Source organism: Aliivibrio sifiae (genome assembly GCF_002954715.1).
Taxonomy (GTDB): Bacteria; Pseudomonadota; Gammaproteobacteria; order Enterobacterales; family Vibrionaceae; genus Aliivibrio; species Aliivibrio sifiae.
The window spans coordinates 375,502-394,542 of sequence record NZ_MSCP01000002.1; the positions used below are offsets into that span (position 1 = coordinate 375,502).

The 19,041-nt window shown below is 39.4% G+C and carries 11 protein-coding genes; 8 read left to right on the top strand and 3 right to left on the bottom strand.

All coding sequences use genetic code 11. The features are described 5' to 3' along the window. The first annotated feature begins 1 nt into the window (after window position 1). The 4 genes from bcsA to BTO23_RS13050 are packed head-to-tail and all read left to right on the top strand — an operon-like array spanning window position 2 to window position 9,850. Window positions 2–2,623: a UDP-forming cellulose synthase catalytic subunit gene (gene bcsA, locus BTO23_RS13035; RefSeq protein WP_060992167.1), complete on the top strand. Its 2,622-nt coding sequence runs from the start codon at window positions 2–4 to the stop codon at window positions 2,621–2,623. Then, window positions 2,614–4,920 (top strand): cellulose biosynthesis cyclic di-GMP-binding regulatory protein BcsB, encoded by a 2,307-nt coding sequence (bcsB, locus tag BTO23_RS13040; RefSeq protein ID WP_060992168.1) that lies wholly within the window; start codon window positions 2,614–2,616, stop codon window positions 4,918–4,920. Before bcsA ends, bcsB begins: the two co-directional genes overlap by 10 nt. Then, window positions 4,917–6,095, top strand: a complete 1,179-nt coding sequence (gene bcsZ / locus BTO23_RS13045) for a cellulose synthase complex periplasmic endoglucanase BcsZ (protein WP_105063729.1) — start codon at window positions 4,917–4,919, stop codon at window positions 6,093–6,095. Before bcsB ends, bcsZ begins: the two co-directional genes overlap by 4 nt. Further along, window positions 6,086–9,850 carry a cellulose synthase subunit BcsC-related outer membrane protein gene (locus BTO23_RS13050; protein ID WP_105063730.1) on the top strand — a complete coding sequence of 1,255 codons (3,765 nt, stop codon included), beginning with the start codon at window positions 6,086–6,088 and terminating at the stop codon, window positions 9,848–9,850. Before bcsZ ends, BTO23_RS13050 begins: the two co-directional genes overlap by 10 nt. A gap of 93 nt (window positions 9,851–9,943) precedes the next feature. Here BTO23_RS13050 and BTO23_RS13055 read toward each other — a convergent pair whose 3' ends face one another. The 3 genes from BTO23_RS13055 to norR form a co-directional block, all read right to left on the bottom strand. Further along, the gene (locus BTO23_RS13055; protein ID WP_105063731.1) at window positions 9,944–10,990 is read right to left on the bottom strand and encodes a hybrid-cluster NAD(P)-dependent oxidoreductase; all 1,047 of its coding nucleotides are present in this window, start codon (window positions 10,988–10,990) and stop codon (window positions 9,944–9,946) included. A 94-nt stretch (window positions 10,991–11,084) separates the two neighbouring features. Beyond that, window positions 11,085–12,746 carry a hydroxylamine reductase gene (hcp, locus tag BTO23_RS13060; RefSeq protein ID WP_060992172.1) on the bottom strand — a complete coding sequence of 554 codons (1,662 nt, stop codon included), beginning with the start codon at window positions 12,744–12,746 and terminating at the stop codon, window positions 11,085–11,087. A 249-nt stretch (window positions 12,747–12,995) separates the two neighbouring features. After that, window positions 12,996–14,525 carry a nitric oxide reductase transcriptional regulator NorR gene (norR, locus tag BTO23_RS13065; protein ID WP_105063732.1) on the bottom strand — a complete coding sequence of 510 codons (1,530 nt, stop codon included), beginning with the start codon at window positions 14,523–14,525 and terminating at the stop codon, window positions 12,996–12,998. 246 nt (window positions 14,526–14,771) lie between these two features. Here norR and BTO23_RS13070 point away from each other — a divergent pair, with 246 nt between their 5' ends. The 4 genes from BTO23_RS13070 (at window position 14,772) to ccoO (ending at window position 19,041) form a co-directional block, all read left to right on the top strand. Further along, complete coding sequence (locus BTO23_RS13070; RefSeq protein ID WP_170066742.1) at window positions 14,772–16,502, top strand: putative bifunctional diguanylate cyclase/phosphodiesterase; 1,731 nt, start codon at window positions 14,772–14,774, stop codon at window positions 16,500–16,502. Between the two features lie 165 nt (window positions 16,503–16,667). After that, a complete protein-coding gene (locus BTO23_RS13075) occupies window positions 16,668–17,006 on the top strand; it encodes a c-type cytochrome (RefSeq protein WP_060992176.1) in 339 nt (112 codons plus the stop codon). A 5-nt stretch (window positions 17,007–17,011) separates the two neighbouring features. Continuing rightward, entirely contained in the window at window positions 17,012–18,427 is a 1,416-nt protein-coding gene (gene ccoN, locus BTO23_RS13080) for a cytochrome-c oxidase, cbb3-type subunit I (protein ID WP_061029639.1), read from the top strand. Next, a complete protein-coding gene (gene ccoO / locus BTO23_RS13085; protein ID WP_105064269.1) occupies window positions 18,427–19,041 on the top strand; it encodes a cytochrome-c oxidase, cbb3-type subunit II in 615 nt (204 codons plus the stop codon). The genes ccoN and ccoO overlap by 1 nt, the downstream gene beginning before the upstream one ends.

The window sequence follows — 19,041 nt, forward strand, 5'->3', positions numbered from 1 at the left end:
TATGTTTGGTTGGTTATCTCTGTTTTTTCAACCCAGATTTATGGTTCAATTTCGTAAGCAATTGCATTTTTATACGCAAGATAAATCTCCTTCTTATATAAGTCAGTTGATTCTTTCTGCGTGGTTTGTGGTGTGTTTTTGTTTTTTCAAACCAAAAGTCGCAGGGATCGATAGTTGGAAATTACCTCATTATTGGTATCCGCAAATTGATTTCTCACGTATTAAACTTTTCGACCCAATCAGAATGTGTATTCAGACGTTATGGATCATGCTTGTTGTGCAACCAAGAAAGATCACAAAAGGATTTTCTCTTAGCCAAATTATCAGCATAGTGTGGAAGCAAATTGGACGCTTGTTCTATTTACCACTAAAAGGCCTAACGTCAGTTGTGGGATGGTTAGAAGGGTGTTCAAGTCACTACGCGATTGATGCGAAACAAAAGAAAAAGAGTTCATCTTCATTATCAAGCCGCTTTCTCAATATAGCTATCGGTACTGTTGTTTTTCTCCTCGCCGTATTATGTTTTACCATCCCATTTAGCTTAACGGCTCAAGCCTTCTTTATCGTTGCATTATGGTCGCTTGGTATGATGTTTCGACGTATGCCCGGCCGCTTTCCAACCATCTTATTAATTACTTTATCTGTAACGGTATCTTGTCGTTATATTTGGTGGCGTTATACCTCATCTTTAAATTGGGATGACCCTCTTGCTCTGTTTTTAGGTTGTGTTCTATTAATGGCGGAAACCTATGCATGGATTGTCCTTATATTAGGTTATTTTCAAAATATCTGGCCGTTAAATCGACAACCCGTATCTTTGCCTGACGATCAATCAACGTGGCCAACGATTGATATGATGATCCCAACGTATAATGAAGATCTCGATGTAGTAAGAGCGACAGTTTATTCTGCATTAGGGATTGATTGGCCAAAAGAAAAGCTAAATATCTATATTTTAGATGACGGTAAAAGGGATTCATTTAAAGAGTTTGCTGAAGAGATTGGAGTGGGGTATATCCGTCGTCCAACCAATGAGCATGCGAAAGCCGGTAATATTAACTACGCCTTAAAGCAGACCTCCAGTGAATACGTTGCTATTTTTGATTGTGATCATATTCCAACTCGTGCTTTTTTCCAAATGACGATGGGATGGTTTTTAAATGATGAAAAATTGGGATTAATTCAAACCCCGCATCACTTTTTCTCTCCTGATCCGTTTGAAAGAAACTTATCTAATTTTGGTGATGTACCTAATGAAGGCAGCCTATTTTATGGCTTAATTCAAGACGGTAATGATTTATGGGATGCTTCTTTTTTCTGTGGCTCGTGTGCGGTATTGCGTCGTGAACCGTTAGAAGAGGTAGGTGGCATTGCGGTAGAAACCGTAACAGAAGATGCACATACCTCATTACGAATGCACCGTTTAGGTTATCGCTCAGCGTATTTAAGAAAGCCATTGTCAGCAGGTTTGGCTACAGAGACATTGTCTGCTCATATTGGTCAACGTATTCGTTGGGCGCGAGGTATGGCACAAATATTTCGTGTTGATAATCCGTTATTAGGTAAAGGGTTAAAGTGGCAACAACGCTTGTGTTATGCCAATGCCATGTTGCACTTTTTATCGGGCATTCCTCGTATTATCTTCCTACTCGCCCCTTTAGTCTTTTTGCTTTTGCATACCTACATTATCTATGCGCCTGCTTTAGCGATTATTCTGTATGTTTTACCTCATATGGTTCATGCCAGTATCACTAACTCTCGTATGCAGGGTGAATACCGTTATTCATTTTGGGGAGAAGTGTATGAAACCGTGCTGTCTTGGTATATCGCAAGACCAACAACCGTTGCTTTATTTGCACCTCATAAAGGGACGTTTAATGTAACGGCAAAAGGCGGTTTGATTGAAGACACTCATTATGATTGGACGATTTCTAAACCTTACTGGCTATTGGTTATTTTAAATATTTTGGGCATCTGTTTTGGTTTATACCGTTTAGGTTGGGGCCCAGATGATGAGCTTGGTAGTGTCGTTGTTAACTTACTTTGGGTTTTCTATAACTTACTTATTCTTGGTGGTGCGGTTGCCGTTGCTGAAGAATCAAAGCAAGTGCGAAAAGATCATCGAGTTGTCGTTAACATTCCGATGTCGATTCATTTGCCATCTGGTCATAAAGTGCGATGTGACATTAAAGATTTCTCGTTAGGTGGATTGAGAGTCGAATTGCCGACCTCGGTTGAACTGTTTTATGGGCATTCTTTAGAGATCATTTTGCAGCGAGGTGAACATCATTTTGTTTTTCCTGCAAAAGTAACTTATAGCCGAGGGAAAGCATTAGGTTTACAGCTCGAACCCCTTACGAAACAACAGAATATTGATTATGTGCAGTGTACGTTTGCACGTGCTGATGTATGGACAAAATGGCAAAACAGCTATCAAAGCGACAAGCCTTTAATGAGTATGCTTAGCGTATTTAAGATAGGTGCAAGAGGCTACAAAAATACAATTGCTTATAGCCCCCAATGGGTCAAAGTTATTGCAAAATTTATAACAATAATAAGTGAGTTTTTGCTCACATTTAAACCTAGAAAAGTTAACCTTCAGAGTGCGAAGTTATGTGGATAAAAACTAAAATAAACGCCATAGCAGTGGCGATAGGCTTGGTCAGTTTTGCTGCGAGTGCGGTAACGCCGCTTATGGCTAATGAAAGTAATAGCTCAACACAAGTGATCAGTGGAGAAATGGTCACTTCTCGAATTTCCCCTGTGGTAACCAAAAAAACGTTCAGTTTTAGTGATCTTGGTTATGGGCATTCGATTCAGCTACAGGGCAGTGAGAGCACGGCTTATGTTGGTTTTGGTTCTCGTTTAGATGAAGTTGTTTCACAAGCATCATTGCATTTTGAGCTAATTCCATCACCAGCGTTACTGTCTTTGGTTTCTCATATTAAAGTGTATTTCAATAACGAGCTTGCGGGTGTTGTTGCGATTAATAATGGGATGCAAGGTAAGTCTTCTTCTGTTGATTTAAATTTGGACCCTCGTTTATTTACCGATTATAACCAACTTAAATTTGAGTTAGTTGGGAATGCATCAATGTCATGCAGCAATCCAAATGACAGTAGCATTTGGGCCGAAATTAGTTCAAAAAGCTCTATTACATTATCAACTCAAAAAACAAAGATAAACAATGATTTAAGTTTGTTGCCTGCGCCATTTTTTGATTCAAGAGACATGAGTGACTTAACGCTACCTATGGTATTTAGTGATGACCTTGATATCAATGAGATTAAGGCCGCAGGTATAGCATCATCATATTTTGGTTCACTATCTGAATGGCGTGGTTCAAATTTTCCAATGATTGATAATGCATTACCAACTCGTGATGCCATTGTATTTGTTACAAATGACAGTAAGCCTGATTTTCTACGGAATTTCCCCGATGTTGATGGACCTAGAATTCAAATGATTTCTCATCCAACAGATCCGTACATAAAATTATTACTCGTTATTGGCCGAGACACTAAAGACTTAGTGACAGCGGTAAAAGGTTTAGCGTTAGGGCAAAATCTATTTACTGGGCCGTCAGCAAAAATTAACAAAGCTGAGCAACTTGTACCACGTAAACCTTACGATGCCCCTAATTGGATAGATACAGATAGAGCAGTGGCGCTCTCTGATTTATTAACAGAAGGAGCATCATTGCAGGTTGAAGGGCAAACTCCGCCTCCTATTTCAGTGAACTTTCGTTTACCGCCCGATTTATTTACTTGGCAAAGTCGTGGTATTCCATTTGATTTGAATTACCGCTATACACCTCCGTTGCTCGATAACTCTGGTTCTAGAATGAGTTTAAGTGTGAATAACCAATTCGTAAAAGCATTCAATTTGAACACCACGGGGGAGTCAAACAGCAATACACGTTTGCGATTACCTCTGTTAGATGATGATTTATTAGGTGGTGGTGATGTGGTTCGTATTCCTGCTTTTCAAGTGGGTAGTAAGAATGAAGTGAAGTTTGAGTTTGGCTTTGCATCATCAGTGGGTGGGAAAGATCAATGCCAAACCATGCAGCCAAGTAAAAATTATGCGGTTATTGGTGAAGATTCTACTATCGATTTTTCAGGCTTTTCACATTACATCGAAATGCCAAATATGCGTGCTTTTGCTAACTCAGGTTATCCATTTACAAGAATGGCAGATTTATCTGACACTGTTGTTGTTGTCCCACAAAATCCATCAAATGAAGAGATCCAGACATTCGTTAATATGATGGGGGTGTTTGGTTCTAACTCTGGTTACCCAGTTTTAAACGTTACGGTTACCGATAAGTGGAACAAAGAAGTGTTAGAAAACAAAGATATTCTAACGATTGGAGTCATGCCAGAATTAGCCTCTGTTGACAAGAAAGACATTAAGAATATCCAATTAATGGCATCTGAACGCGTTCTTAATTTACCGAGTAAAAATGAATCGCAACGAGGAAAAAATTGGGTAGATCCTGCGAGTGATAATCAGCAAGTTTCCGATTCTATTAGTATTAACACTACGGGTAACTTTGCCGCGATTACCAGCGTTGAGTCACCTTATACATCACAGCGCACTATGGTGAGTTTACTTGCTCAAACACCAGAGTCATTTGCCTTGATTAATGAAGCATTAAATGACAGTGGCAAAATATCATCTATGTTTGGTTCGGTGATTACATTACGTGATGATGAAGTCGCCAGCTTTAATGTAGGTGAGCATTATTATGTTGGTGAATTACCTATATCGCAGTTGATTTGGTATCACTTCTCTAAATATCCACTATTGATCGCTTTCCTTGCTACTTTGTTGGTCGTTATGGTCACCATTATTTTATATCGAGTACTTCGTCACATTGCACAACGTCGTTTAAATACAGAAGAGGATGACCTATGAAAACGCGACTGACATTATTAAGTGTTTTTATTGGTTCATTATTAGCAACGTCTACATTATCAGCACACGAGGTGAGCGTATCACCTCGTGTTAAATCGCAAGTGGTAATGACAAAAGAAAACCAATGTCAATGGGCTCTTTGGCAGAGCTTTAAGCAAAATTACATTAAGAATGGAAGAGTGATTGATGCTAGCGACCCTCGCTTAATTACGACGTCAGAAGGGCAATCGTATGGGTTGTTTTTTGCATTAATCGCGAATGATCAAGCGACGTTCACTTCATTGCTTAATTGGACTGAAAAGAATTTGGCAGGAGGAGATTTAACTGCTCAACTTCCAGCTTGGTTATGGGGAACGCGATCCAATGGAAGCAAAGGAATATTGGATGCCAACTCAGCCTCTGATTCTGATTTGTGGATTGCTTATAGCTTAATGGAGGCTGGTCGATTATGGGATAACTTTTATTATCAATCCTTAGGACATTTGCTTGCGAGCCGTATTTTACGAGAAGAAACTACTGTCGTATCAGGCCTTGGTACGGTCTTATTGCCTGGTAAGCAAGGGTTTGCTTTTGGTGATAATCACGTTCGTTTAAACCCTAGTTATGTTCCACTGCAATTACTTACTCGTATGGATACCTTGTTCCCAGATTATCAATGGGCAGAGCTATATCAATCAAGCGCACGATTGATTAAAGAGACTATGCCTAAAGGGTCAAGCCCTGACTGGGTTGAATGGAATCAGAATCGATTTCAACACGATAAACAGACAAAAGCCGTTGGAAGTTATAACGCAATTCGTACCTATTTATGGGCAGGAATGCTACCTAATAGCGATAAAAACAAAGCGACTATTTTAAATAAAATGCATCCAGTCGTGCTTGAGTTAGAGAAAGGTAAAGGAATGCCAGAGATATTTAATACACGCACTGGAAAAACAAAGAATAAAGGTGGCGTTGGTATTAATGCTGCAATTCTTCCACTGCTAGGTGCTGTTGAATCAACCCAAATTGCAGATGAGTATGCCCAAGGCATTGAGGCTTCTTTATCAACTATCGAGAAGGACAGTTATTACAACAGTGTACTGACCCTGTTTGGATTAGGTTGGCATAAAGGGGTTTATCAATTTGGTAATGATGGCAGTGTTATTCCGAGTTGGGCTCATGTATGTCAATAGAACGCTTTGCAGTTAATCAAATAACTCGTTTACTTCCTATTGCAGTTATAGGAGCATTTTTTTCATCATCGATTATGGCGGCGAACCCTAAATCGGAATTGACGATGGTGAAGCCAATTGTCTTTCAGAGTGATGTATCCAATGTTGATTCAACTAAACAATTAGTAGAGCAACTAAAATATGCGCAACTACTTCATCGCCCCGATATTACAGAAACAACACTTAAACGATTGTTCGCTGTTGACCCTAATAATGCTGAAGGGCTGAGCTTTCAAGCTCAGCATTTGGCTAAATTGGGGCAGGTTGATCAAGCAATGGGCATTTTAAAAAAATTAGAAGTCACTCGACCTAATTCAGAAACCACTAAGCAGCTCAGAGATACCTTATCTATTTATAGTGTTAATAAAGCGGCCTACCAGAAAATTATTTTGTTATCCCGTTCTGGCCGTAATAAAGAAGCGTTGCAAGCATTAAATAAGTTATTCCCTAATGGTATGCCTACACCAGAATTGCAATTGACTTACTTGAATATAGAATCTGGTGTAAAAGGTCATGAAAGGAAGGTTCTGATTGGACTTAAAAAACTCAATGCAGAGCATCCTGGTGTGCCTGATTTTCAATTGGCTTATGCAGATCATATATCAAAAGGTGACCCATCAAACCCTGTTGCAATGGGGCTATTACAGCGTCTTTCGTTAGAACCATCGGTTTCAGGCAGTGCCGCATCATTATGGATTTCTCGTTTAAATGATAGCTACATAACAAAAGAGGTTGTTCAACAATACGCGGTGCTTTCCAGTTATTTCCCTTCAAATGTCACCTACAGAAAAGCATTACTTGATGCAAATAAGCGTTTTGAACAAGAAACTGAGTTGAGAAAAGATCCTAAATATTTAGCTAAGCTAACAGGGTTAAAAAAACTTGAATCAGGACACATTCTGAGCGCCCGCCAACAATTATTGATTGCCTTAAAAGCTCGACCTAATGATCCCGAGATTTTAGGAGGCTTAGGTCTGGCCTATTTACGATTAGGTCAACAAGAAGTGGCTTTATCTTATTTTAAAAAAGCAAAAAAATACGATAAAGATCTGCGAAATGTCGATAAATGGAATGGATTAATTAACTCTTCAAGCTATTGGGCTTACCTCGAACGAGGTGAAAAAATGATGCAAAGAGGTGATTTTGATGGTGCGAATAGAAAATATCACCAAGCAATAAAATATGAACCAAATGATCCGTATGCATATAATTATTTGGCTGAATTGGCTTTAGTTCAAGAAGATGAAGATCAAGCTTTACATTACTATAATACCGCATTAAGCAAAAATAGGTTTGATGAAACGGCATTACGAGGTTGGTTTAATCTACAACTCTCTTTTTATGGAGGCGAGAAAGCGTTAGACGAAGGGCACAAATTATCGTCACGCCAACAACGTATTTTGGCCGAACGATTCCATGAAGTTGAGATTTCATTGCTAATGACCAAACTGACTGCGGCAATGAATGAGGGAGACATTGAACAGGCTAAAATCATCTTAGATCAACTTGTTCTAGATCCCCCCGTTTCTCCTTGGTCGCGTGGTGAGGTGGCCGATTCTTTACGATTAACGGGCCAAATTCAACGTGCTGATGAGCAAATGCTGGCTTGGTCAAAAGAAGAAACCGCAGAGATGTCATTTGCGTATGCACTATATTTGGCTCGCTATGGAAAAACATCAGAAGCTATCGCTCAATTAACGGCAATTTCTGAAGATAATCGTAGTGATGCCATGGTGTCGAACCTCAATCGATTAGAGCAAAATCAAACGTTTGGCGCGTTATATATTCTTGCTAAAGATGATCCTGATGCGGCTGAAAAAGAGATCAGACGTTTAAAAGTTAAGTACGCATCGAACCCTGATGCGATGCTGTCACTTATTGATGTCCAATTTCAATTAGGGTTTACTGATAGCGCAAGAGATGAGTTATTGCGTATTACGCCTGTAGATGAATGGAGTATGGAAACTCAATTACACTATGGCGGCTTATTGTTTGAATTTGAAGAGAATAAAAAATTTGAAGAATGGCAATCGGATTTAGAAGAAAATCATGCTAATGCACTCCTTTCTATCGATCAAAAAATTCGTCGAGATTTGTTGTTTGCGGAATATGCATTTCGAAGTGAAGAGTATAAAAATGCTCAAATGTATTATTCATCGGCAAGTCAACTAAATACACAATATCAGCACAGTGCTTTACTTGGGTTACTTAAAACTCAACAAGCACTTGGTGAAGACGATGATGCACAACAATTAGCTCTATATTTATACTCAGAAAAACAAGCGTTAAGTAGTCGTCAGAGCATGGAGTTAGCTTTAATTTTGATGGAGTATGGCTACCAATCTGAATCTATAGCTTTAGTTGAAATGCTCAAACAAAAGCAAGACAGCGATGCTATTGATTATCGCGATGGAATGGCCGTTGCAATGGAAGGTAAAAAGTGGAACCTTGCTAAAAGCATGGCACATCATGCATTAATAGAAGATGCAATTAACCCTCAAAACGATTCCACCACAGCTGAGTTCACTGATGATGAGGCGTTGAGTCTTGAACTCAAACCAAATGAGGAACCGAAAGAAGAGAACTTGCGTGAGTTATACAATAATGCGGATGATAACTGGCTCACTCGAAATGTGAAATCTGATCTTGATCGTATCTATGGACGTGACCAAGGTTATATTTCTTTTGGGGTAGATTACAGTGCAAGAGATGGTGCGAATAAATCAGTACAAGTGCCGATTGAAGCTATTATTCCAATGCCAGAGTACGATGGGCATTTACAACTTCGTGCTGATGTCGTGCATCTTAATTCTGGTGATATTGATTATTATCCGTCTAACGAAACCATGAGTGAGAAAAATACTGGTACAGCTTTTGGTATTGGATGGATTGCCGATTCATGGAGTGCGGATATTGGAACCACACCTGTGGGATTTGATCAGCAAAATATCGTTGGTGGTTTAAATTTGTCTGGTGATTTAGGGGATGTGGGTTGGAAAGCAACGTTATCTCGACGTGCAGAAACCAGCAGCACTCTTTCTTATGCGGGTATGACAGTGCCTAATGGAGTAAAAGAACATCAAGATGAAGAATGGGGTGGAGTGATGAAAAGCGGTGTTAATCTCGGTGGTAGTTACGACCTTGGTGGCTCTGTCGGTTATTGGGCAAGTGCACAGTTCCACACCATGACAGGAACGGGCGTTGAAGACAACACTCGTTTAGGTTTACTCGGTGGTACGTATTGGAAAATCATTAATGAAAATGATAGACGATTAAGCCTTGGTTTGAATTTAATGTATTTGAATTATGATAAAAACCTGAGTGAATATGCTTATGGAAATGGCGGTTATTATAGTCCACAAAAATATACGTCGGTTTCTATTCCTGTGAATTATTATGAACGCTTAAATGATGGTTTTTCTTACTTAATCAGCGGTTCAGTATCTAACTCTTGGACTGAGGAAGATGGACCTTATATTGATGGTTCTCCTAATGGTTCAAGTAGCACTGGTGGCGGATTTGGTTTCTCTTTAGAGGCCGCGGCAGAGCAACGTATTAGCAAGCGTTGGTATTTAGGCGCAGCAGTTGATATTCAACGTTCTGATTTTTATGAACCAAACCATCTGCTATTTTATGCGAAATATACCTTTACGGATCGCTGGCAGCCAATAGCGATGCCTGTTGACCCGTTAACCTTATATGGTGACTTTGATTAGAGCTGTCTAATCTCATTATAAGAACCAAGTAAACAAAAAGCCGATGAAATTAATACGTCATCGGCTTTTTTGATTTGTTGTAAAAGTGGCTAGCTAGATTAAGCTTACTTCAACATCTGATTGAACTTGGCTTGAACATGCCAGTGTATAACCCTGAGCAATATCTTCTTCACTCAGTGTTTCCGTACTGGTTCGGCTTACTTCACCTTTCTCTACCTTACATTTGCATGAACCACACATACCGCTACGACAAGCGATAATAATTGGAACTCCACTTTCCTCTAAAACGTCTGCTAAGGTTGCACCTTTGTCGATTTCTCTTGATACGCCAAAAGCGGGTACTTCAAACTGAACCACGCCAGAGGCATCATCCGTTTCGCTAACTTCAGGTTCAATCGGTGTAAAGCTTTCTTGGTAGAAGTTATCCATGTCTAACCCCATGGCCTCAACATAGATTTTCATATCTTGCATAAAGCCAGTCGGGCCACATAAGAATACCGTTCTTTCTGTTAGATCTGGGCACAGTGTGGTTAACCATTCTTGGTCTAATCGCCCTTGAGGATAATCTGTATATTGCGGTTCTTTTAAGAGAAGTTGTAAGTTAAAGTTAGTGTGTTTTTCATTTAAATACTGTAACTCATCAAAGTAAATTGTGTGCTCTGGTGATCTCGCCATATGAATAAAAATGATGTCTACATTGGCGTTATTTGATAGCCATGTCCTTGCCATCGACATTACAGGTGTGATGCCGCAACCTGCGCTTAATAAGGCAATTTTTGGTTTAGATATGCAGTCAACAGAGTTAAATGGACCGGTAGGGGCTAGGGCTAAAATGCTGTCGCCTTCATTGAATTTATCAATTAAGTAGTTAGAAACTTTACCGCCATCAACCCGTTTAATGGTTAATTGCAGGAAATCTTGATTTGGTATTGAGCTAATAGAGTAAGCACGGTATTCCATCTTTCCGTTTAATTCAACGCCAAGACTGATGAACTGGCCCGGTTTAAAATCAAAGGATTGGTTATTATCTGAATCATTATTGATAGGAGAAAGTTGAAGGCTGATTGTATCATCCGTTTCAGGCCATTTTTTATCACAGCGAAGTTGAGCGGCAGGTGTCGGCCAAATAAATTGTGTCATGGTTTTCTCTATTCAGTTTATTGTTAAGATAGGTATTAGCGAAAAATGCCCCAGATAACTGAGGCATAAATTTATTAAGTGCGAAAAGTAGCGATTATGCCGCTAAGATTGCTTTTAAGTCGTCTTCTACGTTGCTAATGCTACGCATGTCGAATTTCTCTTGCATGATAGCAAGTAGGTTATCAGTTAAGAACGCAGGGGCAGTTGGACCTGTGTAAATACCTTTAACGCCAAGAGCAAATAGAGTTAGTAGGATAACAATTGCTTTTTGCTCGAACCAAGAAAGCACCAACGTTAATGGAAGTTCGTTAATGCCACAATCAAACTCTTTTGCTAGTGCAAGTGCGAGTTGAATAGCTGAATAGGCATCGTTACATTGACCAACATCCAATAAACGCGGGATACCATTAATATCGCCAAATTGGTTTTTGTTGAAACGGTACTTACCACACGCAAGCGTTAAGATTACTGAGTCTTCAGGCGCTTGAGCAGTAAAGTCTGTGTAGTAGCTACGTTCTGATTTGTCACCATCACAACCACCAACAAGGAAGAAGTGGCTGATGTTGCCTTCTTTCACTTGCTCAACAACGGCAGGAGCCGCGGCCATTAATGCGTTACGACCAAACCCAACGGTGATCATTTGCTCAATCTCGTTGTGTTTGAAGCCTTCTTGCGCTAATGCACAATCAACAACTGCGGTAAAATCGTCACCTTCTAAGTGAGCCACACCAGGCCAACCAACAATGCTACGAGTAAATAGACGATCTGCATATTGACCTACATTTGGATTCAATAAACAATTTGATGTCATTACGATTGCACCAGGGAAGTTAGCAAATTCTTTTTGCTGGTTCTGCCATGCGCTGCCGTAGTTACCCACTAGGTGAGGGTATTTTTTAAGCTCTGGGTAAGAGTGAGCAGGAAGCATCTCGCCGTTAGTATAAACGTTGATGCCTTTGCCTTCTGTTTGTTGAAGGATCTTCTCTAAGTCATGTAAATCGTGACCAGAAACAAGAATACATTTACCTTCGATAGTTTTTACGTTTACTTGTGATGGCTCAGGGTGACCAAACGTATCTGTTTCACCGGTGTCTAGCATTTCCATGATGCGGTAGTTCATCAAACCGATTTGCATAGAGCATTCTAGTAACGCGTTTAGCTCGGTAGGGTCTGTACCCAACCATGCCATGATTTGGTGATATTCAGCAAACACAGCGTCATCCGTTTGACCAAGAACACGTGCGTGCTCCATGTAAGCTGCTGCGCCTTTTAGGCCGTATAAGCAAAGTAAACGTAGACCGATCACATCTTCATGTTGCGATTCGTGACCACGGTTAACGGCTGCTTGTGGAGCCAATGCGATTAACTCTTCTACGTTGGTTGGTAAATCAAATAGTGCAGCAGGAGAAAGCTCAGATAATTCAGTATTGCTAAGAAGAGCGGCTGCACGAACTTGTTCTTCAAGTTGTTTTTTGTAAGCGTGTGCTTGTAATGCGAATTCGATAACACGTTCAGGGTCAAAGTTAACGTTAGTTAGTGTTGCGAAGAAGGCTCTTGGCGCCCATTGATCGATCTCATCAATCACAACGTTTACTTTACGACCTTGTTCTGCCCAGAAAGAAACACCTTGTAATGCATAAACTAAAATATCTTGTAAGTCAGATACTTCAGCTGTTTTACCACACATACCTTGTGCAAAAGAACAACCTTTCGTTGTTGGTGTTTGAATTGTTTGTTCACATTGGATACAGAACATAGTTGGAACTCCAGTCATTGAATACATATTGTCCAAATCATGCTAGTTCAGTGCGTTCTACTTTGTATAAGAAGATTGCTGAACCCGTCTTGATTTGAATCGACATTGATGAGTTCCTTATTGCACAGGGTATGCCAGTTTTAACTTATTGATTTAAAAGTGTTATTTTTATTTCATTTAGAGATTTGATGTATTAATAACAACGCCCATGTTGTTATTAATACATCAAGGAGGTAATTATCATATTCTCTAAAGCCCGAACTTTTTCCCCATGCGATATAAATTACCTCTGTCCATTTGAAGGAACTCGGCCGCTTGTGACCAAATTCCATTCGATTCGGATAACGCGTGTTCAATTAATTGTTTTTGATAGGTTTCTACTAGCTCTCTCATTGGCTTACTCTCTTTAGGTAGTAAGTTTGTTGTTATTTTGACATCATCAGAATGTTCCACATCTCCTAAAAAGTGCGCAAGAGTAATGCTAGTATCGCTTTCTTGTATTGCACGAAGCCCCGCACGCATTAACGTATGTTCAAGTTCTCGTACATTTCCTAACCACGGACTGCTCTCTAAATGAGTTAATGTACGTGGATGAATATGAAGATTAGGCACGTTAAATTGGGTACGAACTTTATCTAATAAATAGCCCGCTAAAACAGAAATATCACCGTCACGATCACGCAATGGTGGCACATTTATAGGGAACACATTTAAACGGTGGAATAAGTCAGCTCGAAAGCGTCCTGCTTCTACTTCTTGCTCTAAATTTCGGTTGGTTGCGGCGATGATACGCACATTCACCATTACGTTTTTATCGGAGCCAACACGCTGAACTTCACCTTGTTGAATAACACGTAATAATTTGGCTTGAATTAATAGAGGCAATTCACCTATTTCATCCAAGAAGATCGTACCGTTATCTGCTAATTCAAACTTACCTGCTCGATGGTTATTTGCGCCAGTAAATGCGCCTTTTACATGGCCAAATAATTCACTTTCCGCGAGAGATTCTGGTAGTGCCGCACAGTTTACATAAATCATCGCTTGATCATTTCGAGAAGATTGTTCATGTACTGAGTGCGCGACTAATTCTTTGCCAGAACCGGTTTCTCCACTGATTAATACTGCATAATCAGAATGCGCTACCATTTTGATATTATTGCGTAATCGTTCAATTTTAGGGCTAATTCCAATCAACTCGCCTTTTTGATTTCGAGCTTGTTGTATTAAGGCTTGGTTGATAGATTTCTGTTGTTGATTGCTGTTTTTAAGCGTCTCAATTAAGGCCTTATTATGTAGGGTTGCAGCGGCTAATGCAGCGAAGGTTTCAATGGTTATATTATCTATCTTCTTAAAGGCACCAACCTCTAACGCATCTAAGGTGAGCAAGCCCACTAAAGTATCTTCTACATATAAACTACAACCTAGGCAATCATGCACCTCAATACTGATATGTTCATCAACCAATAATAAGCCATCAAAGGGGTCTGGTAAGTCGGAGTTTGATTCGAATCGAACAGGGTGTTTACTTTCTAAAATTGCTTGTAATCTCGGGTGCACCTTTGGTGGAAAGCAACGGCCTAATACCGCGGCAGATAAGCCCTGAACGGCAACTGGCTTTAAGCATCCATCATGGTCTAAGACAAACAATGCACTGGCATCACAGGGAAACACTTGATGAATAGAAGAGATCAAACGTTGGTAATGTAAATCACTTGATAAATTAGAGCTAAGATCCAATGCGATTTGAAGTAAGACTTTTTCGATAGAAGGTTTCATTGCATACACCAATAAAAAGCTGAGAAGCTAGGGTATCAGGTGATGTTAAAAATACATCATCAAAGGCTTAATCTAGATCAATGAAAGGGTAATCAGTAAATAAAATGATCTTACAGGAGGTCTGAATAGTCAGTTTATTTAACTCTTTGTAGGTAAAAGCACAGTCCTTTCACTTTATGGTTTGACGTACTGTAATGTTTGAGGCAGGAGCTTGATGTTTTTTTATCCATGTTGAGTTTACCTACCATGAAATTATTGAGTAAACGAAAATTATTAAGAGTGCTGCAATATCTCCCTATTGCGATCATTCTTGTATTTAACGCGACGGAGAAAAAAGGTTTTTTACTTTATAACAATAAATTAGTGGAAGGCGCGAATTTACTCGGACCTAAAATCAGTTATTTCCGAGTTATTGATGGCTGGGATTGGGTCATTGGAACCGGTTTTCATACTAACCGTGTTTTAACATTCATTAAAGAAAAAGAAAAAATGCTAGTGGCGCAAGGGGATGAAGATTTATTAAAACTGCTTGGGTTAACATTGCCTTTTAGTCTCATTCTAATGTTTTTAACTGTGATTGTTGGTCGTCGTGTGTATCGACATTTTGTGACATTAGAGGGGCAGGTTATTGACGATTTTGAACGATTAAAATTAAGCAGAAATGAAATGCAGTATATGGCGAAATATGATCAACTAACCGATTTGCCTAATCGTATGCAACTTACTGAAAATATAGAAAAACTGATTGCGTTATCAAAACTACAGAATAAGAAAGCAGCAGTTGTTTTTGTTGATTTAGATGATTTTAAACACATTAATGATCAATATGGACATGCTGCGGGGGATCAACTATTAAGACAAATTGGCCAACGATTTGAAGGCATTCTTAGCAACTATGATTGTGTTTCTCGTTTTGGTGGGGATGAATTTATATTTTGCTTTTCCATGTTAGATAATCAGGAAGGAGCAAAATGTAAAGTTAGGCAAATTCAAACCTTATTCATGTCTCCTTTTTTATTGGGGGGTGTCGCTGTTGTTACAAAATGTTCTATTGGAGTTTCAATCTATCCTGATCATGGCGCTAACTCCGAAGAACTGATATCGAAAGCCGATATTGTTTTATATAAATCAAAAGAGCAGCGTAAGGGGGATGTAATGTTTTATAACGCTGATATTAATCAGCAGGTTCAATATAATACATTACTTGAAAACCAACTTAATCGAGCGGTAAAAAGAAATGAAATCAACGTGGTTTACCAGCCACAAATCAATACAGAAACACAAGAAATTGAGTCGGTTGAAGCCTTATGTCGTTGGTATAATCCTGAATTAGGCATTGTGTCTCCTTTAGAGTTTATTCCTGTTGCTGAACGTATTGGTGTTATTCATGATATTGGTGATTATGTATTTCATTTAGCGTGCAGAGATACGCTGGCTTTAATGCCTAATGGTAAAAATGCGATAGGGGTTTCTATCAATATCTCACCTAAGCAGTTGGCTCGAATTGATTTTGAACAACGAGTGATGTCAATTGTGCAAAGATCGGGAATTGATGTCGAGAGGGTGACATTAGAGATCACTGAGAATATTTTTATTGATGATCTTGCGACGGTTTCTCCTGTATTACAAAGACTCAGGGCGCAAGGATTTGGCATTTCTCTAGATGATTTCTGTACAGGATATTCTTCACTAAATTACTTAAATAATTTGCCTATCAGTGAAATCAAAATAGATCGTTCTTTTGTTGATAAGTTATTAAATAACAAACAAAGTGATACCTTGGTGAAGGCAATTATTGCGATTGGTTCCTCATGTCACATGAAGGTTGTCGCTGAGGGGGTTGAGACCTTAGAGCAGCATGAGAAATTGAAAGAATATAGTTGTGATTTATTACAAGGCTATTATTTTGATAAACCACTTAATATTGACGATTTAATTGCACGTTATGCAGAGAAAAAAGAAGAAATATCACATTAGTCCTTAGCTCCTATACCTTGTATTTAGGTTATTTAAAATGGTGATTTGTGCACGAGTAAGTCACATTTAGCACTTATATTTATGATTTTATACGACCTAAATTAAGCACGCTTAAAATAAATAATCTACGCTTATTGTTATTGTTGATCCATAAGGGTTTTAAATATGAATAAGTGGTTTGTCGTTTATTTTGCTTTTTTATTTAGTGGTTTTCTTTCTGCTGAAGAATCAAATCAGTTTGAAATTGGAAAACAAAAAGCCAAAGTATGTATGACTTGTCATGGTGCTGATGGCATTGCATTGATTGATCCCTACCCAAACTTACGAGGCCAGCGTGCTTCTTATCTTGTCTCTGCATTAAAAGATTATAAATCCCGCGAGAGAACGAGTGGGTTAGCCATTCTAATGCAACAGCAAGCAGATACTTTATCTAATCAAGATATGAAAGACATTGCCTACTATTACTCGATGTTAGGTTCTGAGTCTCAAGATAAAATGGAGTGAAGGCGATGACAGATATCAGGGATTACGATACAAAAGTTGTACGCTATTTTATTATTGCTGCCGTTATTTGGGCCGTCATTGGTATGAGTGTTGGTGTTATGTTAGCGGCTCAACTTTACTGGCCATCGCTCAATTTTGATTCACAATATTTTCAGTTCGGTCGATTGCGCCCGTTGCATACATCGGGGGTTATTTTTGGTTTTGTCGTTAATATTTTGATGGGTACTTCGCTTTACATTGTTCAACGAACTAGCAAAATTGAATTATTTAATAAAAGCCTCTCTTGGATGGTCTTCTGGGGATGGCAGTTTATTTTAATTCTCGCCTTGATAACCCTGCCATTAGGATACACAACTACGAAAGAATACGCCGAGTTAGAGTGGCCAATAGATATATTAATCGCCTTAGTTTGGGTGCTCTATGCGGTCTTGTTCTTCGGTACTATTGCGAAACGAACCGTCAGCCATATCTTTGTCGCCAATTGGTTTTTCGGGGCATTTATTCTTGTTATCGCGATGATTTTCATTATTAATAATTTGGCATTACCCGTGTCGATGTGGAAATCTTATTCTGTCTATGCAGGTGCGCAAGATGCCATTGTTCAATGGTGGTGGGGTCACAATGCAGTAGGTTTCTTGTTAACTGCGGGCATTATTGCCATGAACTACTACTTTATTCCTAAAGTGTCAGAACGTCCTATTTATTCCTACCGTTTATCTATCATTCATTTTTGGGGACTCGTGGGCTTTTATACCTGGGCGGGAACGCATCATCTGATCTATTCCTCAGTACCAGAGTGGGTGCAAAATATTGGTATCGTCATGTCGCTGATTTTGTGGATCCCATCATGGGCTGGCGCATTCAATAGTGCGATGACCTTACTTTCTAACAAAGCAAAACTGAAGAAAGACTACATAATGTTGTTCTTCTTCTCTGCCATTCTTTATTACTGTCTAGCCACGTTCGAAGGCCCACTATTGGCGATCCGTTGGTTTAACATGGTTGCTCATAATACCGAATGGATCATTGGTCATGTACATTCAGCAGCTCTAGGTTGGGTGGGTATGTCTGCCATTGCTGTATTCTATTATTTCATTCCTCGTTTATGGGGAAAAGAAGATCTGTGGTCACTCCGTTTATTAAAATGGCATTTCTGGTTCGCTCATATTGGGGTTGCTCTTTATGCTATCGCTCTATGGGTTGCAGGGATTGGTGAAGGGTACATGTGGCTTACCCAACTTGATAATGGCTCACTCGCTTACAGTTTTGTGGAGGCGATGGACTTTAAAGCGCCTTGGTTGTTTGTTCGATTCCTTGGTGGTGTGTTCTTTGTGGTCGGTTTATTGATGATGGTCTTTAATCTGTATAAAACGGTTACCTCAGATTCAGTTCCCACAACGGCAATGGAGGGTAAATCATGATCTTAAGTAAAGACTTTACCCAATCGGTTTTCATCTTAATTCTTTCAACGGTTATTGTTGCGTCTTTTTCGCTATTAGTTTGGGTTGTGCCTAATGTATTTATGGCTTCTGATTTGAAGAAAATATCCTTAGCTAAACCGCTTACCGCACTAGAGCTTGCGGGGCGAGATATTTATATCAGCGAAGGGTGTCATGTTTGTCATACCCAAATGGTGCGTCCGTTAGAAGCCGAAATACTGCGTAATGGTCGTGCTAATAAAGAAGCGGATGATATTTATGAGTTTCCAAATCTATGGGGTTCAAAACGTACCGGACCTGATTTGACCAACATGGGACGCAAGTATTCCGATCAATGGCACGTGATTCATTTGATGAACCCTCGAAATGTGGTACCAACTTCTATCATGCCAAGTTATCCGTGGTTGTTTGAGCAAACACTCGATGGAGAGGCTATTTCTGACAAAATGCGAGCGCTACGTACGCTTGGTGTGCCTTATACGGATGCAGACATTGATGGGGCTCGACTTCAAGTGGTTGGTAAAACTCAAGGTGAAGCGTTAATCCGTTATTTGCAGAGCTTGGGTGTTGATACCATGCAAGATCAGGGAGAATAA

Excerpts from the sequence above, each read along its gene's own strand:
- bcsA (WP_060992167.1), top strand. The coding sequence starts at position 2 with ATGTTTGGTTGGTTATCTCTGTTTTTTCAACCCAGATTTATGGTTCAA.
- bcsB (WP_060992168.1), top strand. The coding sequence starts at position 2,614 with ATGTGGATAAAAACTAAAATAAACGCCATAGCAGTGGCGATAGGCTTG.
- bcsZ (WP_105063729.1), top strand. The coding sequence starts at position 4,917 with ATGAAAACGCGACTGACATTATTAAGTGTTTTTATTGGTTCATTATTA.
- BTO23_RS13050 (WP_105063730.1), top strand. The coding sequence starts at position 6,086 with ATGTCAATAGAACGCTTTGCAGTTAATCAAATAACTCGTTTACTTCCT.
- BTO23_RS13055 (WP_105063731.1), bottom strand. The coding sequence starts at position 10,990 with ATGACACAATTTATTTGGCCGACACCTGCCGCTCAACTTCGCTGTGAT.
- hcp (WP_060992172.1), bottom strand. The coding sequence starts at position 12,746 with ATGTTCTGTATCCAATGTGAACAAACAATTCAAACACCAACAACGAAA.
- norR (WP_105063732.1), bottom strand. The coding sequence starts at position 14,525 with ATGAAACCTTCTATCGAAAAAGTCTTACTTCAAATCGCATTGGATCTT.
- BTO23_RS13070 (WP_170066742.1), top strand. The coding sequence starts at position 14,772 with ATGAAATTATTGAGTAAACGAAAATTATTAAGAGTGCTGCAATATCTC.
- BTO23_RS13075 (WP_060992176.1), top strand. The coding sequence starts at position 16,668 with ATGAATAAGTGGTTTGTCGTTTATTTTGCTTTTTTATTTAGTGGTTTT.
- ccoN (WP_061029639.1), top strand. The coding sequence starts at position 17,012 with ATGACAGATATCAGGGATTACGATACAAAAGTTGTACGCTATTTTATT.